Below are 26,736 nucleotides of genomic sequence, written 5' to 3'. Positions count from 1 at the left end.
AAGCCTCAGGCGGCGAGCGACGACGCGGTCAGCCCCGCGAAAAGCAGCAGTCCCGCGTCCCGGTTCGACCGGAAAAGCCGAAGCGCGGCGACGCCGTCATTGGGATCGAGCCGCCAGACCTGGCTTGCGAGGTGAGCGGTAAAGGCGGCAAGTCCCGCCAGAGCCAGAGGCCCCGCTCCCGCCATCCACAGCCCGCCCAGCATCAGCACGCAGGCCAGCCCGTAGAACACGCCCACCGCCGCGCGCGTCCGTGGCCCGAATAGCAGTGCCGTGGAGCGGATGCCGGCCAGTGCGTCGTCCTCGACGTCCTGCACGGCGTAGATCGTGTCGTACCCCATGACCCACAGCACGGTGCCGGCATAGAGCAGCAGCGCCGGCGCAGCGAGGCTGCCGGTGACCGCGGCCCAGCCCATCAGCGAACCCCACGAGAAGGCCAGGCCCAGCACTGCCTGTGGCCAGGACGTGATGCGCTTCATGAAGGGATACGCAAGCACAGGGATCATCGCGGCGAAGCCGAGCCCGATGACGAACGGATCCAGCGGCCGGATGGTCAGCAGCACGAAGAGCCCAGCGAGGCACTGCAGCGCCACGAAGACAAAGGCACCCGTCACAGACACCTGTCCGGAGGCGATGGGCCTGCCGCGGGTCCGGGCGACCCGCTTGTCGAGATCGCGGTCGACGATGTCGTTGTAGGTCGAGCCGGCCCCGCGCATCGCCACCGCGCCGATGAAGAACAGGCCCAGCAGGACAGGAGAGGGCAGCCCGCCCCCGGTGAACTCTGTGGCGAGAGCTGCGGACCACCAGCAGGGAAGCAGGAGGAGCCACCACCCGATTGGCCGGTCGGCGCGTGCCAGCCTGAGAAAAGGCCGCAGGCGGGGCGGTGCGAGGCGGTCTACCCAGTTGCCGGCAGGCGCGTCCGGAACGGGTGCCCCGCCCAGACCCGCGGCATCGCTCACAGGGCGCCCGGGGGAACGCGCAACGGACCGCCGAGAACGTCGCCGGTGCCGCCCCACGGAGCCTGCTCGCGCGGCGCGTTCTGGCGCGCCTGCTGCTCCATCTTGCGGAACTGGGCTGCGGCCTGGCACGCTTGGCCCTTCGCCTTGGTCACCTGCGCATGCTGCGACTTGATCGCGCTGATCACGTTGTCGGGCACATGGCACCACGCTGCGTTGCGCTCGAGCTCGGGGATCAGCGAGGTACCGTTGGCGAAGATCCGGGTGTAGACCGAGCAAAACACGTCCGGCTTGCTCTTCTTGCCCAGCTTCTGCGCCTGTGTCACCAGCCCGGCACGAACCTGCAGCGACTTGCCGATCTTCAGGCAGTCGCTGTTTGCGTCTCCGCCCGGCGCGGCGGCTGCCCCCGCATCCTGAGCCGCGGCACCGCCGGCAACCGCAAATGCAGCAAGGGCGCCGAACAGGATCGCGCGCAGGCGAACGGGGGTCCGCGATGCGAGAGCTGATGACGAGGCGACGCGCATGACGAGGCAAATCCTGCGTTGGTTCGAGCCGTTGAATAACGTGCGTCACCCATCAGGGCAACTCGGCGGTGGTCAGTGCCCTTGAATCCGGGCGGAATTCCGGCTGCTCTGCGAACCTGATGCCGGCCGCCGCAGCCAGACTGGAGAAGCGCTTGCCTGACGTGGATTACGCCGCACACCGCCTGCATGTCCCCGACGCGCTCTCGGAAGGCGCGACGATCGAGCTGAGCCGCGAGGCCTCTCATTACCTCGCGACGGTGCTCCGCCTCACGGAGGGCGGCAGCGTGCTGCTGTTCAATGGGCGCGACGGCGAATGGCGGGTCCGCATCGCTGGGGGAAACCGCAAGGCGCTGAAGGTGGTGGCGGAGGAGCAGATCCGTCCGCAGCCTCCGGCGGGCGACCTGCACCTGCTGTTCGCGCCGTTGAAGCATGCCAGGCTCGACTATCTCGTGCAGAAGGCGGTCGAAATGGGGGCATCCTCCATCCGCCCCGTCCTGACGCGCTACACACAGGTGAGCCGCATCAACCTCGACCGCATGCGTGCGAACGTGGTCGAGGCCGCCGAGCAGTGCGGCATCCTGTCCGTTCCGCCGGTGGAGGAGGAAGTCCGCTTCGACCGGCTCCTGGAACAGTGGGACCCCGCGCGGCGCATCGTCTTCTGCGACGAGGCGGCCCCGGTGGCCGACCCTCTCTCGGCGCTGGCCGGGCTCGGGCGGGGACCGCTCGCCGTGCTGATCGGGCCGGAGGGCGGCTTTGCGCCGCAGGAGCGCGAGGCACTGCTCGCTGCTGCCTTTGCGATGCCGATCGCGCTCGGGCCGAGGATCCTGCGGGCCGACACGGCCGCGGTCGCCGCGCTCGCGCTGGTGCAGTCGGTCCTCGGCGACTGGCGGGATTGAGCCGGTCCCACATGGCTCGTTTGCATTGAAGCGACTTTGCGCAACTGCATGACTGCCTCATCGTTGCCACGATGCACGGAGGCGACTAGATGTTGCCGCTCCGCCGCCGGCGGAATGTCGTGAGCGTTGGGGACCCGCGGACGCGGCTCCTGCCCCGAGGAACCGCCGATGGCCCGAGACCAGTCCGATCCCACCCCGATCGAGAGCCACGACGAGCTGGTGTCGTGGTTCGCGGCGGGCTGCAAGCCCGCATCGCAAGCACGGCTGGGGACCGAGCACGAGAAGTTCGCCTATTACGAAAACGACCTGTCGCCTGTCGCCTATGACGGCCCCCGCGGCATCCGCGCATTGCTGGATGGCGTCGCGGCGCGCACGGGCTGGGATGCGATCGTGGAGGACGGCCGGCCGATCGGGTTGTTCGATCCCGGCGGATCCGGCGCCATCTCCCTGGAGCCCGGTGGCCAGTTCGAGCTGTCCGGCGGCCTGGTCGAGACGATCCACGAAACCGCAGACGAACTGCGCGTCCACATGGATGCGGTGAAGGCGGTGGGCGAGCAGCTCGGCATGCGCTTCTTCGGCCTCGGCCACCAGCCGCTCTGGACCCGCGCCGAAATCCCCGTGATGCCGAAGTCGCGCTACCGCATCATGTCTTCCTACATGCCGAAGGTGGGCACGCGCGGGCTCGACATGATGTTCCGCACCACGACGGTGCAGGTGAACCTCGACTTCTGCTCGGAAGCCGACATGGTGCGCAAGCTCAGGGTGTCGCTTGCCCTGCAGCCGCTGGCCACCGCGCTCTTCGCCAATTCTCCCTTCGCGGAGGGCCGTCCGACCGGATACTTCTCCACCCGTTCGGAGGTCTGGCGGCATACGGATGCGGCGCGCACCGGCATGCTGCCCTTCGCCTTCGAGGACGGGATGGGCTTCGAGCGCTATGCCGAATGGGCGCTCGACGTGCCGATGTACTTCGTCAAGCGGGGCGACGAGTATATCGACGCGTCCGGCCAGTCCTTCCGCGACCTGCTGGACGGCAAGCTTCCGGCCCTGCCGGGCGAGCGCGCGACGATCTCCGACTGGGCGAACCACCTGTCGACGATGTTCCCCGAGGTGCGGCTGAAGCGTTTCCTGGAGATGCGTGGCGCCGACTGCGGCCCCGTCCCGATGCTGAATGCGCTGCCGGCGTTCTGGGTCGGGCTGCTCTACGACCAGGGCGTGCTGGACGCCGCCTGGGACCTCGTCCACGACTGGACGGCGCATGAGCGCCAGGCCCTGCGCGACGAGGTGGCGGCGAACGGCCTCGCCACCCCGTTCCGCGGCGGCACGCTGCGCGATGTCGCCCGGCAGGTCCTGGCCCTGTCCGAAGAGGGCCTGCGCCGCCGCGCCCGCCGCAATGCGGCCGGCGAGGACGAGACCGGATACCTCGCTCCCCTGCACGAGATCGTCCAGAGCGGACGGACGACAGCCGAGGTGCTGCTGTCCCGCTACCACGGCGCCTGGGGCGAGGACGTGCGGCCGGTCTTCGAGGAATTTGCGTACTGAGCTGACACCTTCGCCGCGAGTGCCGCCCTTTCGAGGCCGGCCCTCAGGTGTAGGGGTCGGCCGCGTCCCTTAGCCCGTCGCCGAAGAAGTTGAAGGCGAGGACGACGAGGATCACCGGGATCATCGGCGCCAGCAGCCACGGATAGAGGTTCACCGCGGCGAGGTTCTGCGATTCGTTGAGCAGCACGCCCCAGCTCGTCACCGGCGGCCGCAGGCCGAGGCCGAGGAAGGACAGGGCCGTCTCGCCCAGGATCATGGACGGGATCGACAGCGTCGCGCTGGCGATCAGGTGGCTCATGAAGTTCGGCACGAGGTGTCCGCCGATGATGCGCGCCCGCGAGGCTCCCATCAGTTCGGCCGCGCGCACGAAGTCTTCCTCCCGCAGGGCGAGCAGCTTTGATCGCACGGCACGCGCTAGCCCCGGCCAGTCCAGCAGCCCGAGGATGAGCGTGATGGCGAAGAAGACCAGCACAGGGCTCCAGTTGGCCGGCAGGGCAGCCGAGAGCGCCAGCCAGAGCGGCAGTTCCGGCAGCGACCGCAGGATTTCGATCGCGCGCTGCACGGTGGCATCCACCCAGCCGCCGAGATAGCCGGCCAGCCCTCCCAGTGTCAGCCCGATGACGAAGGAGACGGCGATGCCGATGATGCCGACGGTCAGCGATATCCTTGCGCCATAGATGATGCGCGAGAACAGGTCGCGCCCCAGCTTGTCCGTTCCCACCAGGAACATCGTCCCGCCCTCCGGCGGGCAGATCAGGTGGAAGCGCGCCTGGAACAGCCCCCAGAACATGTAGGGCGAGCCCTGGCAGAAGAAGCGGATCGGCTGCGGCTGGGCCGCATCGACCACGTATTCGCGCTGGAACGTCTCCCGGTTGAAGTTGAACGTATAGGGATAGACGTAGGGCCCCACGAAGCGGCCTTCGTGGAACAGGTGCACCCGCTGCGGCGGAGCGTAGAGGTGGTCGCCGTGGCGCTGCGAGATGCCGTAAGGAGCGATCACCTCCACGAAGGGCAGGCTCGCGTAGAGCACGCCGAGGAAGATGGCGGCGACGAGAGCGATCCGGTGGCGCTTGAACTTCCACCAGATCAGCTTGATCGCCGAGGCGGAGTAGAACTTCTCCTCCGCCTTCGTCATCTCCTCGTCGCCGACAGGATTGAACGGCGCCGGGTTGACGTAGTGGCCAGGCGCCATCGGATCGTGCGTCAGGGGGGCGGGCGCAGAACTCATCGTCAGGTCCGCTTGCCGAACCGGATGCGGGGATCGATCACCGCGAGCAGCAGGTCGGAAATCAGCATGCCGACGACGGTGAGCACCGCGACGAACATCAGGATGAAGCCGGCGAGATACTGGTCCTGCTGCTTCAAGGCCTGCAGGAGCACCGGGCCGACCGTCGGCAGGCTGAGCACCAGCGAAACGAGGACCGAGCCCGAGACGAGGTGCGGCAGCAGGTTGCCGATATCCGCCACGAACGGGTTCAGGGCCATCCGGAACGGGTACTTCAGCAGGGCCGGGAGCGGTTTCAGGCCCTTGGCGCGGGCCGTCACGGTGTATTGCTTGTTCAGCTCGTCCAGCAAATTCGCCCGCATGCGGCGGATCATGGCCGCCGTGCCGGCAAGGCCGATGACGACGACGGGCGCGACGAGGTGCGCCGCGATGGAGCCCGCCTTCCCCATGGACCAGTCGGTGTTTGCGTAGGACGCATCCATCAGGCCGCCGATGGACACGCCGAACCATCGGTTCAGGTAGAAGAGCAGAATGAGCGCAAGCAGGAAGTTCGGCGTCGCGAGGCCGATATAGCCGATCAGCGTCGCCATGTAGTCGCCGATCGAGTATTGCCGGGTCGCCGAGTAGATGGCGATCGGGATCGCGACGAGGTGGATGAAGATCACCGTCGCGATGTTGACGAGGATCGTGAAGCCCAGGGCTCCGCCGACGACCTCGTTGACCGGACGCTGGTACTCGAAGGACCAGCCCCAGTCGCCCTGGATCAGGCCGGACATGCCGTTGGGCCCCGGCCACAGGCCGATCCAGGTCAGATACTGCTCCCATGCCGGGCGGTCGAGGCCGTATTGCGCGCGGAGGAACTCGGCCTTTGCGGTCGCCGAGGCGTCGCCTTGGGCGCGCAGCTCGTCGATCTGGTTGGTCAGGAAGTCGCCCGGTGGCAGCTTGATGATGATGAACACCAGCGCCGAGATGATGAGCAGGGTCATCGCCATCGTCACGAGCCTGCGCCCGAGGTAGAACGCCATGCCCATCAGGCTTTGTCCCCGAACCAGTACTCGTCGATGCGGTAGATCCCCATCAGGGAGGTGGGCTCCCAGGAGAACAGGCCTTCCTTCGGCACGTTGCGCAGCCTGCTGTTGACGACGATGGGCTGCAGCTCGCCCGAGACAGTGCCGATGGTCCAGAGATTGTCGGCATGGTTCTGGAGCATTTCGCCCCAGATCGTGGCCTGCTCCTCTTCCCCGGCCGTGCCGAGCCAGCCGCGGTAGAGCTCCATCAGGCGCTTGGCCTCCGGCAGGTCGGGTTCCTCGCCCGTCTTGCCGGCCGTCTCGAAGAACTGGCCCCATTTCGGCCAGGCGTAATTCTCCTGCCGGGCAGGAGCCAGCTCGGTCGGCGGCATCTGCGCGGTGGGGACGGCGTTGTCGAGACCGGTCGAGGCCACCATCACCGTCAGCCCGGAAAAGCTGCGCTGGCGCAGGATCGAGCGGTCCTGAGGTTTGACGAAGAGCTTGATGCCGACGTCGCGCCACATCTCTCCGATCAGCTGCAACGCGTCGACGGTGTCGGCCGCCTCGCCGTCGACCTCCACGACGATCTCGGCCGTGCGCCCGTCCGGGAGCAGCCGGAAGCCGCTGGAATCACGACCGGTGAGGCCGATCTCGTCGAGCAGGCGGTTGGCGAGGTCGGGGTCGAAGGTGCCGTTCGTGGTGCGGAAAGCGTCGTTGTAGAGCGGGCTCTGCGGCGCGACGGTGTTGTTGCCCTCGGTGCCGAGCCCGAACAGGAGCGCATTGTTCAGGATGCGCCGGTCGATGGCCGCCGACAGCGCCTTGCGCCAGCGCAGGTCGCGGTTCAGCTTGCGCCAGACGTCGTCATTCGTGTTCAGGTTGGGATAGAGCGCGTAGGCGGAGCCGCGGGCGTTCGGCCACAGCATCGTGTGGTAGTCGTGCGAGCTCTCGCCCTCCTTCAGCACCGGCGCGTCGTTCATGGTGAGGCCACGCGCGAGGATGTCGACCTCGCCGGCATTCGCCTTGGCGGCGAACAGCCCCGGCGCGGCGATCTCCACCATCACCCGGTCGATGTAGGGCAACTGCCGGCCGCTGGGATCGACCCGGTGGAAATAGGGGTTGCGCTCGAACAGGAAGCGGTTGGCCGGCGCAGCGGTGATGACCCGCCACGGCCCCAGAGTCGGATGGTCCGGGTTGGAGTTCTCATAGGGGTCGTCCAGCCGATTGTGGAGCGTCGCCCAGGACTTCATCTTCGACTTGGCGGCGAGTTGCTCCAGCTCCGCCTTGTCCCGGTACTTCTTGTGGAAGTTGCGCAGGTAGGCGGAAGGCACGAACGCCGGCAGCGGCCTCGGCTGGGCCAGAGCGGGGAGGAAGCGCGGATTTGGTCCGTCGAACGTGTAGCGGACACGCCGGTCGTCCAGCACCTCGAAGGTCGCCAGCTTGCCGTTCACCCGATAGATCTCGGGCGGCCCCGAGGGGCTCAGCTCCTTGTTGTTGGCGATGTCTTCCCAGTAGTAGCGGAAGTCCTCGGTGGTGAACGGCGAGCCGTCCGACCAGCGGTGCCCCTCGCGCAGCGTGAAGGTGAAGATGCGGTCGCCGTCGATGTCGACGGCCTCGAGAAGGTCGGGCTGCAGGCGCAGCTTCTCGTCATAGCCGATCAGGCGGGTATAGCTGTTGGCCGACATGTACCGCAGGTCGCGGGCCTTGGCCGCGAGCGTGCGCATCTCGCCGCCGTACTTGCCCTCCTGGCGACCGCGCGAGGCGAGGTCGGCGACCAGCGGCGTGCGCGGCAGGCGCTCCGCGACGGGCGGCAGCTCGCCCTTGCTCACCTTGTCGGAAAGCTCCGGCGAATCCTGGAACTGGAAGCCCGCGGCGAATGCAGCCCGTCCGCCGGCCGCGAACACAGCCAGCCCCGCCAGCACTCCCATCGCCTCGCGGCGGCTCGGTCCGGTACCGCCTCTCCGTGTCATGACGCAGCCCTCAGCGCGGGGGCGTCGGGCTCCCCCGCCATGCAGACATGGTGACCCGGCGCGACTTCCACCATCTCCGGTCGGCTCCGGCCGGGATGGAAGGTGAACGGCGCCGGCCATTCGCCGGGATCGGAAAGATTGGCGCCGCATACCGCGGGAAAGTCGAGCGGATGGTCCAGGTCGGGGGTCGGCACCGCCGCCAGCAGGGCCCTCGTGTAGGGGTGGCGCGGGTTGCGGAACAGAGCCTCTCTCGGCGCCTGCTCGACGATGACCCCCCGGCACATCACGGCGATGCTGCTCGCCATGTAGTCCACCACGGCGAGGTTGTGGGAGACGAACAAGAAGGAGAGCCCCAGCGCCGACTGCAGGTCCTTCAGCAGGTTCAGGATCTGCGCCTGGACGGAGACATCGAGTGCCGAGGTCGGCTCGTCGCAGAGGATGACGGCGGGGTTGAGCGCGAGCGCCCGGGCCAGGCCGATGCGCTGGCGTTGGCCTCCGGAGAAGGAATGCGGGTAGCGGCGCATGGAGCGCTGGTCGAGCCCGACGAGCGACAGCAGGTCCTTCACCCGCCGCAGCCGGTCCCGCTCGTCCCCGATGGAGTGGATGCGCAGGGGCTCGGCGAGGATGTCGAACACCGTCATCCGCGGGTCGAGGCTCGAAAACGGGTCCTGGAACACGAACTGCACGGCGCGGCGGTAGGCGAACAGGTCCTTGCCCTTCTGCGCGAACACGTCGCGGGGGCCGGAGCCGTCGTCGAACCGCACATGGCCCGTATCCGGTGCGATGGCGCGCATGATGATCTTGGACAGGGTCGTCTTTCCGGACCCGGATTCGCCGACGAGGCCTACGGTCGTGCCCGCCGGGATGGCGAGGCTGACGTCTGAGAGGGCGTGCACCTTCTCCGGCCCGCCCGTGAAGGCGCCGGCGCGCAGCGTGAACGTCTTCGACACGTTTGCGATTTCGAGCACGGTGCGACCGGCCGGGACCGGCGGGTGCTCGCAGTTGGCGGCCCGGGCGGCACCGGCGGGATCGATCGCGATGGCGCGCAGCGGCGTCAGGCGCTCCCCGCGCGGCATGTCGAAGCGGGGCACGGCCCGCATCAGCGCGGTCAGGTAGGCATGGCGGGGCCGTCGGAAGATTTCCTCGCGATCGCCCCGCTCCATCACCTCGCCCCGGTACATCACCACGACCTCGTCGGCCATGTTGGCGACCACGCCGAGGTCGTGCGTGATGAGGAGGACGCCCATGCCGGTCTCGGCCTGCAGGTCCTTGATGAGCGCGAGGATCTGCGCCTGCGTCGTCACGTCCAGGGCCGTTGTCGGCTCGTCCGCGATCAGCATGGCGGGCTTGCAGATCAGCGCCATCGCGATCATCGCGCGCTGCCGCATGCCGCCGGAGAGCTCGAACGGGTAGGTGCTGAGCATCCGCTTGGGATCGCGGAAGCCGACGCGGTGGAACACCGCCATGGCGGCCTCGTCCGCCTCCTTGCGGGTGACCTCGGAATGGACCAGCAGCGCCTCGGTCACCTGGTCACCGACCGTGTGCAGTGGCGACAGGGAAGTCATCGGCTCCTGGAAGATCATCGCGATGCGGCCGCCCCGGATGGCACGCATCTGCGAGCTCATCGGGTCGAGCCCGACGATGTCGGTCTTTTCGCCCGACCGGGGATCCCGGAACAGGATGGACCCTCGCGCGATCTTTCCGCGCTTGGGAAGCAGCCGCAGGATGGCGTTCGCCGTGACGGACTTGCCAGAACCGGATTCGCCGACGACGGCGAGCGTCCGGCCTGCGGCAATGTCGAAGGACACGCCCTTGACCGCTTCCACTAGTCCGGTGTCGCCATCGAAGGTGACGGCGAGGTCACGGATGCTGACGAGCGGCTCCTTCAAGGCGGTCTCCGCGTTTCCTCTCTCCACTGATAGCCCGACCAGAGGCTCGGCGGAAAGGACTTAGCGCAAGTTCGTCAACCCGGTCGTCTCAATCCGCCAATACGTCTTCGCCCGCGGCTGCCGCGAGAGCCCCCCGGGCATCGAGGGCCTGTGCACCGTCGTGGCCCGCCAGGAGGTCGAGGACGTCGCCGATGAACCGCCACGTCCAGAAATCATGGACCAGATGATGCGTCAGAATTCCGAATGGTTCCCGAGGTCGCGTTTCGATCGCCTCCGCAAGGTTGGCCAGAAGCTCTTCCTCGGCGGCGAGGCCTCGGCCTTCGTGCCACGCGACGGGATCGAGATGGGTGTTCATCTGCACGAGGCCCGGTGTGGCCGAAGCCTTGTCGTCCCTTGCAAAGGTGGACAGGGCACAAAAACCGAGGCCCGGGAGGGCAGGGACAAGCTCGCCGGCAATGCGGTTCCATGGCGGGACGAGGACAGGGAGGAACGCCTCGCCGAACACGGCCGCCAGCAGGTCCCGCCCGCGCGCCAGCTCGTCCAGCCTGGCGCCCGGGTCCTGTCCCGCCAGCTCGGCCTTCTTCGCGCCGGGCGGCGCGTGGTTGGCGTGGGACCAGCCGTGCTGGAGAACGATCACCCCGCGCCGGTCCGCCACGACCTCTGCCAGACCGGGGCGCAGGGCCGCCGGAATGACGGCGAGCGCAACCGGAACCCGCGTGCGCTCCGAAAGAGCGAGGAGCCGGTCGAGGGCAGGCGTCGGCTCGACGGCATCGTCGTCACGCCACCAGAACGGAAAGCGGGTTCCCGCCGCTGCCTGTCGGTCGAGGGCTGCAGTGATCCGCGCCCGAAGCGAGTGCCGGCGCCTCGCGGCAGACGCCTCCTTCTCGATGACGGCCACCGACCGCGCGACGCCGTCGAGCGCGGGTACTTCGCCCAGAGAGGAATCGCCGGCGGCCAGGCGGTCCGACACCGCGTAGAGAAGCGACCGAGGACTCAGCTCGCCTTCCGTTACGACGGCGGCCAGCCCGCGCGCCGCGAAGCGCTCGGCCCGCCAGCGCTGTTCCTTTTCGTCGCCGGCCTCGAACGGGACGATGACCGCGGGAACGCGGGCCCTCAGCACGTCGACGATGGTGTTGTAGCCCGCCTGGCTGGCCGAGCAGGCTGCTGCCGCCAGGAGCGAGCGGAAATCACTTCGCGCCCTCTCGACCACGGCAGACGGCGGCGCGGCGGCGCGCAGCTTCTCGAACTCGTTCTCCGGCACGCCATGCCCCACGAGGATGCGCCAGCGCCGGCCGCCGGGGTCGATCGCGGCTGCCCCCAGCGCGGCCCGGAACAGCGGCAGGCTCGCCGGGCTGCCGCCGCCGGAGACGAGGATGTCGCCACGGCCATCGTCCGCGGCCTCTGCCTCAAGTCCCTCGGCAATGTAGCCCGTGTAGGCGAGCCGTGTCGCGAGAACGGGGTTGACCGGCCAGGAGGCATCGAGCGGTGCCACCTTCGGGTCGCCATGCACCATAACCCGGTCGAACGCGCCGAGCCTTTCGAGAGCCTCTTCGGCCCGCCCGGGCGTTGAGGGGGGATTGAGAATGTCGCGGATCGAGACGAGCAGGGCCGGGCGCGGAACAGCAGCCCGTACCTCCTCGACGAGGGCCGAGAACTCCGTCGCCAGCTGCCGGCGGCCGAAGGGAAAGAGCTCGACGACGACGGCGTCCGGCCGCGTGCCGCGGAAGGCCGACATCAGATGCGCGACACGGGACGCCATCATCGCTTCGGACGCCCGTTCTCCCGTGTCGTCAAGCAGCGTACGGAAATCCACGCCGATGCAGTGCACGGGCGGCAGCTGGACGAGTTCCAGGCCTCCGAGCGGAATCGTCGGCGCCGGCCGCCCTCCCGAAACGAGAACCACGCGGTGGCCGGCCTCCACGAGGCCGCGGCCGAGCGCCGCCATGCGGGAGAGATGGCCGACACCCAGCAGGTGAGTGACTGCCAGGAGAATGGTGAGGCGGCCCTCGCTCACCTGAGAACCTCCACCGCGGGCCGGAGCAAAGCGCCGAGTTCGCGCGACAGGATCGCCGCTGCCCCGTCGACGTCGCGTTCGCCCCGCACAAAGGCCGAAGCCTGCCGTCCAAGCGTCCGCAGTCGCTCGGGATCAGACAAAAGGTCGCGCAGGGCCGCCGCGAAGGCCCTCGCACTGCCCGCCTCGACGATCCGTCCGGTCTGCCCGTCCCGAACGACATCGGGAACGCCGCCGAAGCGGCCGGCAAGTGAGGGGCATCCGCAGGCCGCCGCTTCGAGAAAGACCATTCCGAACGCTTCGTTCACCGCGGGCCAGACGAGAAGGTCCGCCGCTCCATAGGCGCGGGCCAGGTCCTCGTGCGTGCACAGGCCGAGATAGCTGACGCGGTTGCCGAACGGCGCGAACAGCGCCTCGACGTCGCCGCGTGACGCTCCGTCGCCTGCCACCACGAGCCGCCACTCCAGGTCGCTGACGTGGGCCAGAGCCTCCGCGAGAAGCCCGTAGGAGGCCAGCTTGTCGCCCGGTCGCATCATGGCGGCGGTGAGCAGCGTCACCGTGTCGCCGGGCCGCAGCGGGGAACGCGCCGGTGCCGGTGGCCACGAGGCAGCGTCGATGAAGGGCGGCAGGTCGACGAGGCGCTGACGGGGAGGCCGGGCCGCCTCCAGCGCCGGCCTGTCACGCCCGTTGACGACGAAGACGAGATCCGCCGCATCGAGCGCCGCCTCGGCCTGCGCATGGCCGCGAGCCCAGCGCCCTGACGCCTGCTTGGGTGAGCGCGAGCCCTCGACGATGCAGTAGGGAATGCCGAGGCGCCTTGCCATGGCCGGGCCGAGCACGTCGGGCGCCTTGTAGTAGACGTGGTAGGTGAACATCAGCGCCGGCCTGCGCGCGGCAGGGCGGCCCGCGATGTCCCGGGCCAGCGCCTCCGCCTCATTGAGGGCCCGCCCCTCCAGGTCGGCCGCAAGCGCGGCATCCCCGGCGCGGTCATACATGCGCAGCGTGGAGGCGACCTCCACCTCGAAGCCGGCCCGTTTCAGCGCGCTTATGAGGAGCCGGGCCATCGTCCGGTCGCCCGACGGCTCCGGATAGTCCGCGGGCTTCAGCGGCGCGTGAAAGAGGACCCGGGTCATTCTGCGGCGAGGGAGGCGGGGCGCATTCCGGGCGTGCCGGGTCCCACGCCCTCCTCGGCGAACAGGGCCAGCAGCACCGCCATGCCGGAGTCGAAGGAGAAAGCCTCCCTGACCCGCCGTTCTGCGGCTGCCCCCAGGCGAACGCGCAGGGCTGCGTCCGAGACGAGCCGGGCCAGCGCCTCCGAGAGCGATTGCGGGTCGCCGGGCGCAACGAGAAGGCCTTCCACCCCGTCGCGCACGAACTCCGGAACGCCGGCAAAGCGCGTGGAGAGGAGGGGAAGCGCCTGCGTTGAGGCTTCCATCACGACGTTCGGCAGGCCGTCGCGGTCGCCCTTGTCGCCTTCCCGGCACGGCAGGACGAATAGGTCTGCCTCGCGCATGGCGGCGAGCACCGCGTCCTGCGCCTGCCCGCCGCGCCAGGTGATGCGATCCGCGATCCCGAGCCGCTCGGCCTGCGCCCGCAGCGTCCGCCCGAGTTCGCCCGAGCCGATATGGACAAAGCGCCAGGCGAGGCTCTCGGGAAGGCGTGAGAGCGCCTCGAGGAGGTCGCCATAGCCCTTTTTCGCCACCATGCGGCCAACGGAGAGGATCACGACGGGATCCGACGCGTCGGTTCCGGTCCGGGCCGGACGGCCGGATGGCGCAGCGGGAAAGCGCGACAGGTCGAGGCCGTGATAGACGAGCCGCACCCTCTCCGGGTCGTCCTGCGGCGAAAGGCGCCGCAGTTCGGCCAACCCGGCCTTCGTGCAGGTGACGCCCCAGGACGCATCGGCGATCTTCTCGCGCTTTTCCCAGTCGGGCGTGGTCCAGATGTCCTTCGCATGGGCCGAGAAGCTGAAGCTGCGGCCGCTGAGGAGGCAGGCATAGCGGACCACCGAGCACGGCGTGTGCAGGTAGTGCACATGGACGTGCCGGATCTCCGGGTCGAGCTCCCGCGCAAAGACGAAGGCCTGCCCGAGCCGCCGCATCCGGTTCGGGGTCGGATCGCGCAGGAGGTCGCGCCAGAAGATCCGGAGGAGCCGGCCCAGCCCCGACCTTGCCAGGGCCGACGCAGCGCCGCGCAGAACGCGCAGGGGCTCCTGGTAGAGATATTCGGGGAGATAGGCGACGGGGGCCGTGATGGCACGGTTCATGGCGTGCACGGCCTTGTCGGTCGGCCGCCGCAGCGCCCAGATCTCGAAGGGGACGCCGGCATCCTGCAGCGCGAGCATCTCCTGGGCGATGAAGGTTTCCGACAGGCGCGGATATCCCTTCACCACAACGGCCATGCGCAGGGATCCGCCGCGGGCGGGAGCGCTCATTCGGCGGCGATGTCCACCGCGGCCGGCCGCCGCGCGTGGCGTGCCTGCTCAAGCCAAGGCCGGGTCATCTCGACGATGCGTGACAAGCCGTCGAGTAGTCCCGGCACGAAGGCGTGCGAGGGCGGCGGCTGGTCGCGCAACGCGGCGATGGCCCGCGCCATCTCGCGAGGGTCGTGCCGCTCCGCAGGCGCGTCGAGCCCGTCGATCTGGTGCACGAGGCCGAGGCGTTCCGCGCATTGCGCCCGGATGGCCTGCTCCAGCCGCGGCGAGCGCCGGGGCACGATGAGCGCCGGCTTGTCGAGCGACAGGATCTCGCAGAACGTGTTGTAGCCGCCCATCGCGACGATTGCGGTCGCCTTCTGCATCAGATGCTCGATCTTCGCGTCGAAGCTGATCGCGTCGACCTTGTCGAGGCGGGAGATGCGGTCGAGGAAGCGACGCCGCATCTCCTGCGGGATGAAGGGGCCGAACACGACCAGTGCCGGGAGCGGGATGCTCGCATCGGCCTCATAGGCCGAGATGACCCAGTCGAGCAGGTCGTGACCGTCGCCGCCGCCGCCGGTCGTGACGAGGACGAAAGGGCCGCGCGTGATCTTCGGATAACGCGGCAGTTGCGGCGCGTCGGGCAGTTCCCGGCGCAGATAGCCCGTGTAGACGATGCGGTCCTCGACCGCCTTGGGCAGTCCCAGCGCCTCCAGCGGCCGGTACACCTCCGGCAGGCCGTAGATCCAGATGTCGTCGTAGAACTCGGTCAGCGCCTCGGCAGCGCCCTTGCGCTCCCACTCCGGCACGAGCAAGGCCGGCTCGTCCATCACGTCGCGGATGCCGAGAACGAGGCGCGCCCCGCGCGCCTTCGCCGACCGCAGCGTCGGGATGATCTCGCCGCGAAAGCCTGTCGGCTCCTTGTCGACGATGATGAGGTCGGGATCCAGCGTCGCCGCGGTCGACGCTATGATGCTCTGGCGCAGCGCGACGGCCTCGTCGAGCCCGAGATTGAGGTTCAGGCTCGTGTAGTCGCCGTCGGGAAGCTTAACCACGCCCGGCACGCGAACGAAGTCGACCCCATTGCCGAAATCGAAGCTGCCGATGATCGGCGACCCCGAGATGATGACGACGGACGCATCGGGGTTGGCATGCACGAGAGCATTGGCGATCGCCCGTGAGCGCCGCAGATGACCCAGTCCGAAGGTGTCGTGGCTGTAAATCAGGATACGGGGCGACCGGGGGCCGCCCTGGATAGGCACCGGGGAGGGATCCGGCTTAGCGTAGAACATCACACACGGACCCCCATGCGCGCGCCTCGATCGGTCCTGCCGCCGGAGGAACAAGCGGTAGAAGCTGAAAACGACACTCGATTGACGGCCGCAAGACCGGGGCGCCACGGCCGCATGACCCAAATCCATAGACCATCGCAAATTCGTTCGGAAGCCGAATTCCGCTTTCCGCGGGCGAGACCGCCGAACCACCTCGCCGGTCGTGCAAGGCCGCATCAGGTAATCGGGTCATCGGCGGCCGGTTGCGGTGAAGGTCAAGCCGGACGCTTCAAAAAGCGGACAGTGACGTTGCGTTTCCGGGCTGTCTCGGCAGGCACCTGACCATCATCGCCGCCATCGACGATTTCCGGCGCGTATCCCGCCAGGGCCTCGAAGCAGGCGTCCGTCGCCGCAGCGATCTCGGCCAGACTCTGTCCCGCCTTGGCCAGCAAGCCGGGATGGAAGGCGACCAGCAAAGCGCGGGTGTCTTCCGGAAGGGCCCGGACAAGCGCCGGTACCAGGTCGTACTCGGCACCCTCGATGTCGATTTTCACGACGAGGCCACTCCTGTCCGGTGTGACCGCGGCGAGAAGGTCCGCCGGCAGCAGGGCAGGCACCTCGAAGACGTGGGGCGAATCCGTGACGAGCACGCTCGTCATGCTGTCGCCGGGCTTGCGGGGAGCGGCGATCCGTATTGAGCCGGGCCGGGACGACGCGGCGCCGGGCAGAATTGTGATCCGGGCCGAGAGCCCGGGGTTCGCTTCGACATTGCCACGCAGGAGTTCCAGCGCCCTTGGATCGGCCTCCACGGCCGTGACTGTGGCCCCGCAGGCGGCGGCGTAGAGGACAGTCGGGCCGACCCACGCGCCAATGTCGAGAAAAGCAACACCAGGACGGCACAGTCCGGCTATCGCGGCGAGGGTTTCACTTTCCCATGCGCCAGCCTCGGCCTTGTCCCAAAAGGTCGGCTTGTCGTCGGTGACGATGATCTCGTGCCCGGCGATCCGGACCCGGCGAGGCGTCTGAGAACCGGGCAGTGTGGACATCAGTCCTCCGCGGAATGGCCGCCGCATGACACGGGGCTCATGCCCGTGCAAGGGGCACGGCTGAAACTACTCATCACGTTCTCGCAGGGGAACCATGCCGGGGGATCACTTGCTGGAATGAGCGGTGTGGCCTCTCCTGACATTGCTTCAGAGGAGCCCGCATGGCCGACACGGCAGAAACATCCCGGGGCGCCGTGCCGGCGCTGGACCGCACTGCGCTCCTGCTCTACGCGGCGGTCGTCTTCATCTGGGGCACGAGTTGGATCGCCCTTCACCTGCAGCTCGGGACTGTCTCCCCCGAGGTGTCGGTCGTCTGGCGTTTCGGCCTCGCGTCACTCGTGATGCTGGCCTATGCCGTCCTGAGGGGCGAGAGGCTCGCCTTCGGGGTTGCCGACCATTTGCGCTTCGCCCTGCTCGGCGCACTCCTGTTCTCGAGCAATTTCCTGCTGTTCTACTATGGCGGGCTGACCGTGCCGTCCGGCCTGCTGGCCGTCGTGTTTTCGCTCGCCTCCGTCTTCAACCTCATCCTGGGCGCTGTGATCTTCCGCCAGCGCGTCGAGCCGCGTGTCGCGGCCGGCGGGGCGCTGGGCGTGCTCGGGGTGGCGGCCATGTTCGCGCCGGAACTCCAGGCGCACGGGCTGGATGCCGCCGCCCTTGCCGGGCTCGCCTATTGCGTCCTGGGAACCCTGTGCTTTTGCCTCGGCAACATGGCCGCGACCCGCGTCTACGGGGCGGGGGTGTCCATCGCATCGGCGACGGTCTGGGGCATGATCTATGGAACCGGATTCCTGGTGGCGATCGCCCTGATCCGAGGGCAGTCCTTCGCCATCCAGCTCACGCCGGTCTACCTCGCCTCGCTGCTCTACCTTTCGATCGTCGCTTCGGTGCTGGCCTTCGCCGCCTATCTCCGGCTCCTCCATTCCATCGGAGCAGCGCGCGCCGGATACACCACCGTTCTTTTCCCCGTGGTTGCGCTGGCCATCTCGACGGTTGCGGAAGGCTATGTGTGGACGGCGTCAGCCTTGGCAGGGCTGGTGCTGGTTCTCCTCGGCAATGTGCTCGTCCTGTCACGCGGCAGCCGAAAGGACGAAGCATCGCGTTAATGATGTTGATAATTGCCGTGTTTGCGAATCGTACTTTCAGCTTGCTTCAGGTCATTCGGCAGATTGCGCTGACGCAACGTTAAGACCTGAGGTGCCATCGTGTCGGCATGACGATCAGACTGTCCTTGCCTTCACTCATCCGCAGGTTCGGCCGCGACGAAAGTGGTGCGACGGCGATCGAGTATGCGCTGATCGCGTCGATCATTTCGATCGTGATCATCGGCGGCTCGGGCTCGATCCGTTCGGCGCTGCGCACGACCTTCAACACGGTCTCGGGCGCCGTCGGCAACGTCGCGGGCAGCACCTGATCTACTCGGCGGCAACTTCGCCCTCGACGGCTGTCCCCTTCAGATTATCCAGGCTCGAAACGATGTGCCCGGCCAGCGCATCGATGAGCTGCGACGTCTCGTGGCGGCTCCTCAACAGGCCGATCTTGCAGGACGGAAGCGGCGGGAATCCTTCGGACGGGCCGAGCAGGCGCATGCCCTGCCGTACCGCGCTTTCGGGGAGGACGCCAACCGCGAGGCCGGCCAGCACGGCCGCCCCCACGGCGTTGGAATTCCAGCTCGCGTAGAGGATCCGGTACGCTCGCCCCATGCGCTCCAGCCGCTCGGTGGCTGCCTGGCGCCAGTTGCAGGTCGGCCGTCCCAGCGCGAGCGGCAGGACGGCCTCCTCGTGCACGGCATGGCGCAGGGACGCGACCCAGAGCAGGCGCTCCTGCCTCACCACCTCCGCCGGGCCGCGCGTCTCGACATGGGTGATGATGGCGAGGTCCAGGTCGTTGTTCTGGACCCGGTCGACCAGCATCGGCGTCGGTTCGCAGACGACCGTCACCTCGACCTTGGGGTTGGAGCGTGAAAACCGGGCCAGGATCTCGGGAAGGTAGCGATCGGCATAGTCGTCCGGCACGCCCAGCCGCACGCGGCCGGCCAGCTCAGCGTCGGCGAAGCTGGCGACGCATTCGGAGTTGAGCCTGAGGATCCTGCGCGCATAGTCCAGCAGACGCTCCCCGTCCTCCGTCAGCTTCGACGACCGGCCGTCGCGCTCGAAGACAGGCTTTCCCAGCCTTTCCTCGAGCCTTTTCATCTGCATCGACACGGCAGACTGGGTCTTGTGGACGATGTCGGCGGCCCGGGTGAAGGACCCGGTATCGGCGATGGCGACGAAGGTCCGGAGCTGGTCGATGTCGAGCAAGGTGGCCATGGCTTGCATCCCAGGCATTCACACGCCCCGGATACTGATCTCCTTTCGTGATCCAGTCCATCACGAACATTCGTTTTTGTTATGAGACGTTCCCGCGTAGACAGAGGCTGCGGCGAAGGCTCCGTCCCCTGAGGAGCCGCCGACCGGAGGTCTCCCCATGTTCCGCCTTGCCCTGTTCGTGACACCCCGGTCCGCCGGAGCCGGTGCTCGCGTCGTCGGACGAGCGGTCGACGCCGTGGCCGCGGCATGGGAAACCCAGGTCCGCCGCTGGCAGGCGCGCGATCTTCTCGGGCTCGACGATCACATGCTCAAGGACATCGGCCTGTCGCGCGGCGACGTGCACGACGCCCTGCGCAGCCCCGCCTCCGACCCCACTTCTCTGCTGGCCGAAACGGCAAGGCGGCGCCGGGCGGCCGATTGGGCGCGGGATGCGGCCAGCCTGCTTTCGCAGCGCTAGGTGTCGTTTTCGATGTGAGGAGAGGTCAAGCTCGGTCTGACCGCGCTTGACCTGAGCTGCGAGGGGCCACGCCTCAGGCGTGGCCTGCCTCGCTCGACAGCATGGCGGGATCGATGCCGATCTTGCGCAGCGCCCGGTCATACTTCGTGTCGAAGCGCTGGTCGAACAGCAGGTCGGGATCGGGCTGGCAATGCAGCCAGCCATTCTCGTGGATCTCCGTCTCCAGCTGCCCGGCTCCCCAGCCCGCATAGCCGAGCGCCAGCACTGCCTGCCGCGGGCCGGAGCCCGTCGCCATCGCCTTGAGAATGTCCACGGTGGCCGTCAGGCAGACGCCGTCGTCAATCGGCAGCGTCGAGCGGTCGATGAAGAAGTCCGACGAGTGGAGGACGAAGCCGCGGCCAGTTTCCACCGGGCCTCCCTTCAGCACGCGCACCTTCTCGACCTGCTGCGGCAGGCGGATCTCGCTGGCGCTGGAAATGATCTCCAGCTGTTCGAGCAGGTGCGGAAACTCGATGTTCGGCGCCGGCTGGTTGATCACCAGCCCCATCGCGCCTTCCGGCGAATGCGCACACACATAGATGACCGAGCGCGAAAAGCGTGCGTCGGGCATGCTCGGCATGGCGACGAGCAATTGTCCGTCGAGAAAACCGCGCGATCCCATCTCGGACATCGTTTCCAGGGGCATGTGCAGCATGATGGTAGTCCCATTCCGGTAGGATGCCAACGCGGGCAGGGCAAACCCTGTTCCACGCCGCGTCACGACGTCGTGGCTTTATTCCGCCCTCGCGATGGGGCATGAGGGCTCCCCATGACCAAGCGCACGACAGCGGCGATGGCCGCGACACTCCTTTTCGTTGCCCTCCCCGCGCTGGCCGGCGAGCCCGGAACATCGGACTGGGCGAAGGGGAGCAGTTCGGCTGTGCGGCTGCTCGACGGCGGCCCGGGCTTCCGCAAGGGCGTCAGGGAGGCAGGCGTCGAGATCCGGCTCGACGCTGGCTTCAAGACCTACTGGCGGACGCCGGGGGAGGCGGGGGTACCGCCCCTCCTGGACTGGTCGGGATCGTCCAACGTGGCCTCGGTCGACGTGTCATGGCCCGCGCCTGTCAGGTTCGAGGAGGCGGGGCTTTTCTCCATCGGCTACGACTCCGATCTGATTGTGCCCGTGACGGTGCAGGCCAAGGATCCCGCGAAGCCGGTGGACCTCGATCTGTCCATCACCTACGCCGTGTGCTCCAAGATCTGCATTCCGGCGGACGGCAAGGTTCGCCTGCTGCTCGAGGCGCCGGCGCTGTCGACGCCCGTGGCGCAGCGCATCGCGGCGGCTCGCGACCGCGTTCCGGAGCAGGGCAAGGCCGGCATCGCATCACCGCCGGGCATCGTCGCAGTCGCTTCGGCCGGAGACGGCGAGGCACTGCTCGTCGATGCGGCAGTGCCCGCGGGCTCGACCCCGGACCTTTTCGTCGAAGGCCCGGATGGCTGGCTGTTCGGCGCTCCGGCATCCGCTGCGGCCGCCGATGGCCAGGGCCCGGATGGAACGGTGCGCTGGCGCGTGCCGGTGCTGTCCCGGCCCGACAAGGCGGCAAAGCTCGGCGGCCTTTCGGTCGTGCTGACCCTCGTCGCCGGCGAGTCGGCTGTCGAAGTTCCTGCCCAGGTGGTTGTGGCAGGCGGTCCGGGCTGAGCAGTGCGGACTCCCATTCGCGCCGGAATGCTCTAGAAACGTGAGCGGCAGCGGCGAGCGCTGTGCGTAACGTCGCGCGGACCAAAGTCCGCGCCACCTGACGGAGATCTCCATGACCATTGCAGTCGGCGACCGCCTCCCCGATGTCACTTTCCGCGTGATGGCGGCGGACGGCCCCGCGGCAAAGACCACGGCCGAGGTGTTCTCGGGAAAGAAGGTGGTTCTGTTCGCGGTGCCCGGCGCCTTCACGCCGACCTGCCACAAGAATCACCTGCCCGGCTACCTGACCCGCTTCGACGAGATCAAGGCCAAGGGCGTGGACACCATCGCCGTCACCGGCGTGAACGACGTCTTCGTCATGAACGCCTGGGCCGAATCCACCGGCGGCAAGGGCAAGATCGAGTACCTTGCCGACGGCAACGGTGATTTCGCTAAGGCGCTCGGGCTAGCGCTCGACGGCACGGGCTTCGGGCTCGGCACCCGCTCGCAGCGCTATTCCATGCTCGTCGAGGACGGGGTGGTGAAGGTGCTGAACGTCGAGGACGTTCCCTCCAAGGCGGATGTCTCCGGCGCCGACAACCTGATCAAGGACCTCTGAACCGGACCAGCGGGCCGGCGCTCAGTCCGGCCCGCCTCCCGCCCTCTTCTTGGGAGGGAGGAACGGCGCCATGCCTTCGCGCGCCAGCTCGTCGGCGCGCTCGTTCATGTCGTGCCCGGCATGACCCTTCACCCAGTGCCACTGCACCTCGTGGCGCAGGCGGGCCTCGTCCAGCCTCTGCCAGAGCTCGGCATTCTTCACCGGCTTCTTGTCGGCGGTGCGCCAGCCATTCGCCTTCCACCCGTAGAGCCAGCTGGTGATGCCCTGGCGTACGTACTGGCTGTCCGTCCACATCTCCACCGCGCAGGGCCGCTTGAGCGCTTCCAGCGCCATGATGGCGGCGGTCAGTTCCATGCGGTTGTTGGTGGTCTGCGCCTCTCCGCCCTTCATCTCCCGGCTTTTCTCGCCATGCTGGAGGATTGCGCCCCAGCCGCCGGGACCGGGATTTCCGGAGCAGGCACCATCCGTGTAGATGACAACCTTCGGCTTCGCGGCGCCGTCCGTCACAGGGACCGGCCGTAGTCAGCGGCGTCCGTGGCGCGCTGGTGGAAGCGTAGCTTCCGGTAGTACTCGAGCGGGTCCTTGGGCCGCACGAGGGCGCCCGGCGGCACGTTGAGCCAGTCGACGAGCCGCGTCAGCATGAAGCGCAGCGCCGCGCCGCGGGCCAGCACGGGCAGGCAATGGACCTCGTCAGCGGAAAGGGGGCGAAGCCGCTCGTAACCCGCGATCATGGCGCGGCCCTTCGTGCTGTTGAACGACCCGTCGGCCTCGAAGCACCAGGCGTTGAGGCACACGGCGAGGTCGTAGGCGAGAGCGTCCGTGCAGGCAAAGTAGAAATCGATCAGGCCGGACAGCTTCTGGCCCAGGAAGAAGACGTTGTCCGGAAACAGGTCCGCGTGGATGACGCCCTGCGGCAGCCCCGACGGCCACCCCGCCTCGAGACCGGCCAACGCTTCCGCCGTCGCCGTGGCGAGCCCGGGGGTGACGGTGTCTGCGCGAGCCTCGGCCGCCTCGAAGAGGGGCCGCCAGCCGCCGACCGACAGCGCGTTGGGTCGCCGGCCGGCATAGTCGCTGCCGGCGAGGTGAAGTCCGGCGAGAGCCTCCCCCACGGCTCCACAATGCGCCACGCCGGGGCGCCGCACGCCCATGCCGTCGAGGAAGGTGACGATGGCCGCCGGACGGCCGCACAGCCGCCCCAGCGCCTCTCCGGAACGCTGCCGCACCGGCAGGGGGCAGGTGATCCCCTTGGCCGAGAGGTGCTGCATCAGCCCGATGAAGAAGGGCAGATCCTCCTCCTTCACCCGCTTTTCGTAGAGCGTCAGGATGAAATAGCCCGCGCCCGTGTGGATGAGGTAGTTGGAGTTCTCCACCCCTTCGGCGATGCCCTTGGCGGCGAGCAGCGGCCCGATGTCGTAAAGCGCGACGAAACTGGCAAGCTCCTCGTCGGGAACCTCGGTGTAGACGGCCAAGGTTCTACTCCGCTGCCGTGCCGCGCCGGGCCGGAGGGTCCGACATCTCGCGCAGATCGCGCGGCAGGGGGAAGAACACGCTCTCGTCGGCCGTCGAAACGGTCTCGACCTCCACCTCGTATCGCTCGGCGAAGGCGTCGATGATCTCCTCGACCAGCACCTCCGGCGCGGAGGCACCCGCGGTGACGCCCAGCGAGGTTATGTTGCCGAAGAGCGACCAGTCGATGTCGTCCGCCCGCAGGATCAGGCGCGAGATCCCGCAGCCCGCCCGTTCCGCCACCTCCTTCAGCCGCTGGCTGTTGGAGGAGTTGGGCGAGCCCACCACGATCATGGCGTCGACGCGGGGCGCCACCGCCTTGACGGCGTCCTGCCGGTTCGTCGTGGCGTAGCAGATGTCTTCCTTGTGCGGGGCCGTGATGGCGGGGAAGCGGCGGCGGAGCGCGTCGACGATCTCGCGCGTGTCGTCCACCGAGAGAGTGGTCTGCGTGACGAAGGCGAGGTTCTGCGGGTCCGCAGGCGCGAGCCGCTCGACGTCCTCGACCGTCTCCACGAGCACGACCGCCCCGTCCGGCAGCTGGCCCATGGTGCCGACGACCTCGGGATGCCCGGCATGCCCGACCAGGATCACGGTGCGTCCGCGCCGGTGGTGCACCTCCGCCTCGCGGTGGACCTTGGTCACCAGCGGGCAGGTCGCATCGATGGCGAAGAGGTTGCGCTGCCCGGCCTCCTCCGGCACCGAGCGCGGCACGCCGTGTGCCGAGAAGATCACCGGGGCGCCCGTGGGCGGCACCTGCTCCAGCTCGTCCACGAACACCGCGCCCTTCCGGCGCAGCCCGTCGACGACGTATTTGTTGTGCACGATCTCGTGACGCACATAGACCGGCGGCCCATAGAAAGCGAGCGCCCGTTCCACCGCGTCGATGGCGCGCACCACGCCGGCGCAGAAACCGCGCGGGGCACAGAGCAGCACGGAGAGCCTGGGCTTTCCGGAGGTGGAGGGGAGGGCTTCGGTCATGTCCGGTCCGGAAACCGCGCAGTCCAGACGGAGCGCGCGTCGTGAGGCGTCCCGCGTTTGTGGGAGCAGCACGGCGGCAGGTCAAGCCCGCTCCCCGCGCCATCCGTGTCAATGCGCCGCGACAGGTGAGAGCGTCACGGTGTCATGCTAGACGTGATCCCAAGATGCCGTCCGGACGTTTCCCTCGCATGACCCTGCGCCCGTTGCCGGCCTGTCCCGTCCACCCGTCCCGTCCGGCCGGAGCGTGCGGATGACGCAGGCAGCGGGTTCCGCGCACGCCGTCTTCACCAGCGGCTCGACGATGCGCCACGTCGCGGTGATGTCGGCGACGGGCGCGATCGGCCTGATGGCCATCTTCGTCGTCGACCTGCTGTCGCTGCTTTATGTCTCGTGGCTCGGCGATGTGAACATCACCGCGGGCGTCGGCTACGCCACCGCAGTGTTCTTCTTCTCGACCTCCACCAACATCGGCGTCGCCATCGCGGTGGGGGCAACAGTGTCCCGGGCCCTCGGCGCGCGGGATGTCGAGCAGGCCAGGCGCCTTGCCGCCTCTTCACTCACCCACACCGTCGTGCTGTCAGCGGTGGTCACGGCCGTGATATTCGTTTCGCTGGACCACCTGCTCAGCCTGCTGGGAGCGAAAGGCGAGGCACGGGAGGTGGCGCACAGGTTTCTCGTGATCAGCATGCCCTCGAACGTGCTGATGGCCCTCGGCATGGCCTATTCCGCCGTGCTGCGGGCCGTCGGAGACGCGAGGCGCTCGATGTACGTCACGCTCGCGGGCGCCATCATCACCGCGATCGTCGACCCCATCCTGATCTTCGGGCTGAAGCTCGGGGCCGATGGCGCGGCAATGACGATCGTGCTCTCGCGCCTGACTTTCGCGGTGGTGGGCTTCCGCGGCGCCGTGCTGGTCCATCGGCTTGTCGCCCGGCCGTCGCTTCAGGCAGCTGTCGAGGACATCCGCCCGGTCGCCCGGGTAGCAGGGCCCGCGATCCTCACCAACGTCGCGACCCCCGTCGCCAACGCCTACATGACCTCCGTCCTGTCGCCCTTCGGGGACTCGGCGGTGGCCGCGAACGCCATCATGAGCCGGCTTGCGCCGGTCGCCTTCGGTGCGGTCTTCGCGCTGACCGGCGCGATCGGGCCGATCTTCGGCCAGAACCTCGGCGCCCGTCTCTACGAGCGGGTACGGCGGACCCTTACCGACAGTCTCATCTTCTCCGGCGCGGTGATCCTGCTGGCCTGGCTGGTGCTGGCCGTATCGCAGAATGGCATCGTCGCCATCTTCGCCGCCGAGGGCGAGACGGCGATGCTGGTCAAGTTCTTCTGCACTGTCCTGGCGGGAACCTGGCTGTTCCACGGGGCGCTCTTCGTGGCCAACGCCGCGTTCAACAATCTCGGCGCGCCGCTGGCGGCGACGGGGTTCAACTGGGGCAAGGCGACGCTCGGCACCATCCCGTTCGCATGGGCCGGGGCCCGTTTCGCGGGGCCGGAAGGCGCCCTGCTGGGGCAGGGCGCCGGGGCAGTGCTGTTCGGCATCGTGGCAATCTGGGTTGCCTACGGAATCGTCGGGCGTCTGGAGCGCGAGGCGGCCCGCTGAAGCGGGAACCCCGGACGGCGCAAGGCGTGATAGGCTGACGGAAACCGGCAGCGCACGGGCGGCAGCGGGAGGACATGCGACGATGCTCAACCTCTTCGAGCTGATGCAGCAGAGCCAAAACGGCGAGGCCGTCGAAGCGCTGGCCCGGCAGTTCGGGCTGTCGCAGCAGCAGGCGTCAGGCGCCGTGGACGCTGTGTTGCCCGCCTTCATGCTCGGATTCCAGCGTATGATGCAGCAGGGGCAGCCCCAGGCCGCGGCCGCCTTCGGGAAAGCCTTCACTCCGGACGCCATGGCGCAGGCGCCAGCGATGATGGCCTCTCTGTTCGGATCGCCTGAGTTCGGACGCCAGGTGGCTGCACAGGCCGCCGCCGCTTCGGGTCTCAGCCAGTCGACGATGCAGGAGATGATCCCGGCCATGGCCAGCATGATCGCCGGCGGCATGGCGCGCGCGGCGGCCGAGCAGGGCCTGGCCTGGATGAAAACCTTTCAGCCCCAAGCGCCGGCCCCGAAGCCGGCAGCGACGCCGAACCCCTTCGATCCCGGGGCCATGATGGACGCCTGGAGCCGGATGATGGGCGTCGCGCCCCCGGAACCCGAGCCGCCTCCGCCGACCTCGAGCGACCTCGGCTACGACGCCGTGAACACGCTCTTCGAGACCGGCCGCGAGGTGCAGGAGCAACACTGGAAGAATCTGCAGGCGCTGTTTTCGGGAATGGCGGCCAAGGCGGAAGAGGCGGGCGCCAGCGACCCGAGGGAGGGAGGCGGGCAGGGCGGGAACGGGTGATCTCCGGCCGTCCTTGCGAGCGCAGCGAAGCAACCCAGCGCTGTTCGCTTGTTCCGGGACCGTCCTCTGGGTTGCTCCGTCG

The 26,736-nt window shown here is 68.4% G+C and carries 25 protein-coding genes; 9 read left to right on the top strand and 16 right to left on the bottom strand.

Annotated features, from left to right (window positions below):
• Window positions 1-5: 5 nt before the first annotated feature.
• Complete coding sequence (ubiA, locus tag AC5JCN_RS12935) at window positions 6-956, bottom strand: 4-hydroxybenzoate octaprenyltransferase (protein ID WP_495755473.1); 951 nt, start codon at window positions 954-956, stop codon at window positions 6-8.
• A complete protein-coding gene (locus AC5JCN_RS12930; RefSeq protein WP_495755472.1) occupies window positions 953-1,477 on the bottom strand; it encodes a hypothetical protein in 525 nt (174 codons plus the stop codon). The genes ubiA and AC5JCN_RS12930 overlap by 4 nt, the downstream gene beginning before the upstream one ends.
• Before the next feature lie 152 nt (window positions 1,478-1,629).
• Here AC5JCN_RS12930 and AC5JCN_RS12925 point away from each other — a divergent pair, with 152 nt between their 5' ends.
• A complete protein-coding gene (locus AC5JCN_RS12925; protein ID WP_495755471.1) occupies window positions 1,630-2,373 on the top strand; it encodes a 16S rRNA (uracil(1498)-N(3))-methyltransferase in 744 nt (247 codons plus the stop codon).
• 168 nt (window positions 2,374-2,541) lie between these two features.
• Window positions 2,542-3,912 (top strand): glutamate--cysteine ligase, encoded by a 1,371-nt coding sequence (locus AC5JCN_RS12920; RefSeq protein ID WP_495755470.1) that lies wholly within the window; start codon window positions 2,542-2,544, stop codon window positions 3,910-3,912.
• A 43-nt stretch (window positions 3,913-3,955) separates the two neighbouring features.
• Here AC5JCN_RS12920 and AC5JCN_RS12915 read toward each other — a convergent pair whose 3' ends face one another.
• The 9 genes from AC5JCN_RS12915 to AC5JCN_RS12875 all read right to left on the bottom strand — a co-directional run bounded on the left by AC5JCN_RS12915 (window position 3,956) and on the right by AC5JCN_RS12875 (window position 16,744).
• Window positions 3,956-5,140, bottom strand: coding sequence for an ABC transporter permease (locus AC5JCN_RS12915; RefSeq protein WP_495755469.1), 1,185 nt, complete (start codon window positions 5,138-5,140; stop codon window positions 3,956-3,958).
• 2 nt (window positions 5,141-5,142) lie between these two features.
• Window positions 5,143-6,162, bottom strand: coding sequence for an ABC transporter permease (locus AC5JCN_RS12910; protein WP_495755512.1), 1,020 nt, complete (start codon window positions 6,160-6,162; stop codon window positions 5,143-5,145).
• 5 nt (window positions 6,163-6,167) lie between these two features.
• A complete protein-coding gene (locus AC5JCN_RS12905; protein ID WP_495755468.1) occupies window positions 6,168-8,111 on the bottom strand; it encodes an ABC transporter substrate-binding protein in 1,944 nt (647 codons plus the stop codon).
• Window positions 8,108-10,000 (bottom strand): ABC transporter ATP-binding protein, encoded by a 1,893-nt coding sequence (locus tag AC5JCN_RS12900; protein ID WP_495755467.1) that lies wholly within the window; start codon window positions 9,998-10,000, stop codon window positions 8,108-8,110. Before AC5JCN_RS12900 ends, AC5JCN_RS12905 begins: the two co-directional genes overlap by 4 nt.
• 88 nt (window positions 10,001-10,088) lie before the next feature.
• Window positions 10,089-12,014 (bottom strand): glycosyltransferase, encoded by a 1,926-nt coding sequence (locus tag AC5JCN_RS12895; protein WP_495755466.1) that lies wholly within the window; start codon window positions 12,012-12,014, stop codon window positions 10,089-10,091.
• The gene (locus AC5JCN_RS12890) at window positions 12,011-13,144 is read right to left on the bottom strand and encodes a glycosyltransferase family 4 protein (RefSeq protein WP_495755465.1); all 1,134 of its coding nucleotides are present in this window, start codon (window positions 13,142-13,144) and stop codon (window positions 12,011-12,013) included. Before AC5JCN_RS12890 ends, AC5JCN_RS12895 begins: the two co-directional genes overlap by 4 nt.
• On the bottom strand, window positions 13,141-14,445 hold the full coding sequence (locus AC5JCN_RS12885; protein WP_495755464.1) for a glycosyltransferase family 4 protein: 1,305 nt from the start codon (window positions 14,443-14,445) through the stop codon (window positions 13,141-13,143). The genes AC5JCN_RS12890 and AC5JCN_RS12885 overlap by 4 nt, the downstream gene beginning before the upstream one ends.
• Window positions 14,442-15,719 carry a glycosyltransferase family protein gene (locus tag AC5JCN_RS12880; protein WP_495755463.1) on the bottom strand — a complete coding sequence of 426 codons (1,278 nt, stop codon included), beginning with the start codon at window positions 15,717-15,719 and terminating at the stop codon, window positions 14,442-14,444. The genes AC5JCN_RS12885 and AC5JCN_RS12880 overlap by 4 nt, the downstream gene beginning before the upstream one ends.
• A 254-nt stretch (window positions 15,720-15,973) precedes the next feature.
• Entirely contained in the window at window positions 15,974-16,744 is a 771-nt protein-coding gene (locus AC5JCN_RS12875) for an FkbM family methyltransferase (RefSeq protein ID WP_495755462.1), read from the bottom strand.
• Between the two features lie 161 nt (window positions 16,745-16,905).
• Here AC5JCN_RS12875 and AC5JCN_RS12870 point away from each other — a divergent pair, with 161 nt between their 5' ends.
• Together AC5JCN_RS12870 and AC5JCN_RS12865 are read left to right on the top strand one after the other, a co-directional pair.
• The gene (locus AC5JCN_RS12870) at window positions 16,906-17,847 is read left to right on the top strand and encodes a DMT family transporter (RefSeq protein ID WP_495755461.1); all 942 of its coding nucleotides are present in this window, start codon (window positions 16,906-16,908) and stop codon (window positions 17,845-17,847) included.
• A gap of 107 nt (window positions 17,848-17,954) precedes the next feature.
• The gene (locus tag AC5JCN_RS12865) at window positions 17,955-18,155 is read left to right on the top strand and encodes a Flp family type IVb pilin (protein WP_495755460.1); all 201 of its coding nucleotides are present in this window, start codon (window positions 17,955-17,957) and stop codon (window positions 18,153-18,155) included.
• Between the two features lies 1 nt (window position 18,156).
• Here the strand turns inward: AC5JCN_RS12865 and AC5JCN_RS12860 are convergent, their stop codons facing one another.
• A complete protein-coding gene (locus AC5JCN_RS12860) occupies window positions 18,157-19,050 on the bottom strand; it encodes a LysR substrate-binding domain-containing protein (RefSeq protein ID WP_495755459.1) in 894 nt (297 codons plus the stop codon).
• 157 nt (window positions 19,051-19,207) lie between these two features.
• On the opposite strand from AC5JCN_RS12860, the gene AC5JCN_RS12855 reads away from it, so the two are divergent.
• Window positions 19,208-19,507 (top strand): DUF1127 domain-containing protein, encoded by a 300-nt coding sequence (locus AC5JCN_RS12855; RefSeq protein WP_495755458.1) that lies wholly within the window; start codon window positions 19,208-19,210, stop codon window positions 19,505-19,507.
• Between the two features lie 73 nt (window positions 19,508-19,580).
• Here the strand turns inward: AC5JCN_RS12855 and AC5JCN_RS12850 are convergent, their stop codons facing one another.
• Window positions 19,581-20,201 (bottom strand): YqgE/AlgH family protein, encoded by a 621-nt coding sequence (locus AC5JCN_RS12850; RefSeq protein ID WP_495755457.1) that lies wholly within the window; start codon window positions 20,199-20,201, stop codon window positions 19,581-19,583.
• Window positions 20,202-20,315: 114 nt separating this feature from the next.
• On the opposite strand from AC5JCN_RS12850, the gene AC5JCN_RS12845 reads away from it, so the two are divergent.
• Together AC5JCN_RS12845 and AC5JCN_RS12840 are read left to right on the top strand one after the other, a co-directional pair.
• Window positions 20,316-21,185 carry a protein-disulfide reductase DsbD domain-containing protein gene (locus AC5JCN_RS12845; RefSeq protein WP_495755456.1) on the top strand — a complete coding sequence of 290 codons (870 nt, stop codon included), beginning with the start codon at window positions 20,316-20,318 and terminating at the stop codon, window positions 21,183-21,185.
• A 112-nt stretch (window positions 21,186-21,297) separates the two neighbouring features.
• On the top strand, window positions 21,298-21,783 hold the full coding sequence (locus AC5JCN_RS12840) for a peroxiredoxin (RefSeq protein ID WP_495755455.1): 486 nt from the start codon (window positions 21,298-21,300) through the stop codon (window positions 21,781-21,783).
• A 21-nt stretch (window positions 21,784-21,804) separates the two neighbouring features.
• Here AC5JCN_RS12840 and rnhA read toward each other — a convergent pair whose 3' ends face one another.
• From rnhA to ispH, 3 genes are read right to left on the bottom strand one after another with little or no spacing between them, the layout of a single operon-like run.
• Window positions 21,805-22,290, bottom strand: coding sequence for a ribonuclease HI (gene rnhA / locus AC5JCN_RS12835; RefSeq protein ID WP_495755454.1), 486 nt, complete (start codon window positions 22,288-22,290; stop codon window positions 21,805-21,807).
• On the bottom strand, window positions 22,287-23,252 hold the full coding sequence (locus AC5JCN_RS12830; protein WP_495755453.1) for a homoserine kinase: 966 nt from the start codon (window positions 23,250-23,252) through the stop codon (window positions 22,287-22,289). Before AC5JCN_RS12830 ends, rnhA begins: the two co-directional genes overlap by 4 nt.
• A 4-nt stretch (window positions 23,253-23,256) precedes the next feature.
• On the bottom strand, window positions 23,257-24,267 hold the full coding sequence (gene ispH / locus AC5JCN_RS12825) for a 4-hydroxy-3-methylbut-2-enyl diphosphate reductase (protein WP_495755452.1): 1,011 nt from the start codon (window positions 24,265-24,267) through the stop codon (window positions 23,257-23,259).
• 250 nt (window positions 24,268-24,517) lie between these two features.
• Between ispH and AC5JCN_RS12820 the strand changes: the two genes are divergently transcribed.
• The gene (locus AC5JCN_RS12820) at window positions 24,518-25,870 is read left to right on the top strand and encodes an MATE family efflux transporter (protein ID WP_495755451.1); all 1,353 of its coding nucleotides are present in this window, start codon (window positions 24,518-24,520) and stop codon (window positions 25,868-25,870) included.
• A gap of 82 nt (window positions 25,871-25,952) precedes the next feature.
• Window positions 25,953-26,654 carry a DUF937 domain-containing protein gene (locus tag AC5JCN_RS12815; RefSeq protein ID WP_495755450.1) on the top strand — a complete coding sequence of 234 codons (702 nt, stop codon included), beginning with the start codon at window positions 25,953-25,955 and terminating at the stop codon, window positions 26,652-26,654.
• Window positions 26,655-26,736: the final 82 nt, after the last annotated feature.

The sequence above is a fragment of the Alsobacter sp. genome (assembly GCF_059501845.1).
The sequence above is the reverse complement of the archived record's forward strand: the minus strand, read 5'-3'. Positions and strand labels throughout refer to the sequence as shown.

Coding starts and splice junctions, on each gene's coding strand:
- AC5JCN_RS12930 (WP_495755472.1), bottom strand. CDS start 1,477: ATGCGCGTCGCCTCGTCATCAGCTCTCGCATCGCGGACCCCCGTTCGC.
- AC5JCN_RS12920 (WP_495755470.1), top strand. CDS start 2,542: ATGGCCCGAGACCAGTCCGATCCCACCCCGATCGAGAGCCACGACGAG.
- AC5JCN_RS12915 (WP_495755469.1), bottom strand. CDS start 5,140: ATGAGTTCTGCGCCCGCCCCCCTGACGCACGATCCGATGGCGCCTGGC.
- AC5JCN_RS12910 (WP_495755512.1), bottom strand. CDS start 6,162: ATGGCGTTCTACCTCGGGCGCAGGCTCGTGACGATGGCGATGACCCTG.
- AC5JCN_RS12905 (WP_495755468.1), bottom strand. CDS start 8,111: ATGACACGGAGAGGCGGTACCGGACCGAGCCGCCGCGAGGCGATGGGA.
- AC5JCN_RS12890 (WP_495755465.1), bottom strand. CDS start 13,144: ATGACCCGGGTCCTCTTTCACGCGCCGCTGAAGCCCGCGGACTATCCG.
- AC5JCN_RS12885 (WP_495755464.1), bottom strand. CDS start 14,445: ATGAGCGCTCCCGCCCGCGGCGGATCCCTGCGCATGGCCGTTGTGGTG.
- AC5JCN_RS12880 (WP_495755463.1), bottom strand. CDS start 15,719: ATGTTCTACGCTAAGCCGGATCCCTCCCCGGTGCCTATCCAGGGCGGC.
- AC5JCN_RS12875 (WP_495755462.1), bottom strand. CDS start 16,744: ATGTCCACACTGCCCGGTTCTCAGACGCCTCGCCGGGTCCGGATCGCC.
- AC5JCN_RS12870 (WP_495755461.1), top strand. CDS start 16,906: ATGGCCGACACGGCAGAAACATCCCGGGGCGCCGTGCCGGCGCTGGAC.
- AC5JCN_RS12865 (WP_495755460.1), top strand. CDS start 17,955: ATGACGATCAGACTGTCCTTGCCTTCACTCATCCGCAGGTTCGGCCGC.
- AC5JCN_RS12860 (WP_495755459.1), bottom strand. CDS start 19,050: ATGGCCACCTTGCTCGACATCGACCAGCTCCGGACCTTCGTCGCCATC.
- AC5JCN_RS12855 (WP_495755458.1), top strand. CDS start 19,208: ATGTTCCGCCTTGCCCTGTTCGTGACACCCCGGTCCGCCGGAGCCGGT.
- AC5JCN_RS12850 (WP_495755457.1), bottom strand. CDS start 20,201: ATGCTGCACATGCCCCTGGAAACGATGTCCGAGATGGGATCGCGCGGT.
- AC5JCN_RS12845 (WP_495755456.1), top strand. CDS start 20,316: ATGACCAAGCGCACGACAGCGGCGATGGCCGCGACACTCCTTTTCGTT.
- AC5JCN_RS12840 (WP_495755455.1), top strand. CDS start 21,298: ATGACCATTGCAGTCGGCGACCGCCTCCCCGATGTCACTTTCCGCGTG.
- ispH (WP_495755452.1), bottom strand. CDS start 24,267: ATGACCGAAGCCCTCCCCTCCACCTCCGGAAAGCCCAGGCTCTCCGTG.
- AC5JCN_RS12820 (WP_495755451.1), top strand. CDS start 24,518: ATGACGCAGGCAGCGGGTTCCGCGCACGCCGTCTTCACCAGCGGCTCG.
- AC5JCN_RS12815 (WP_495755450.1), top strand. CDS start 25,953: ATGCTCAACCTCTTCGAGCTGATGCAGCAGAGCCAAAACGGCGAGGCC.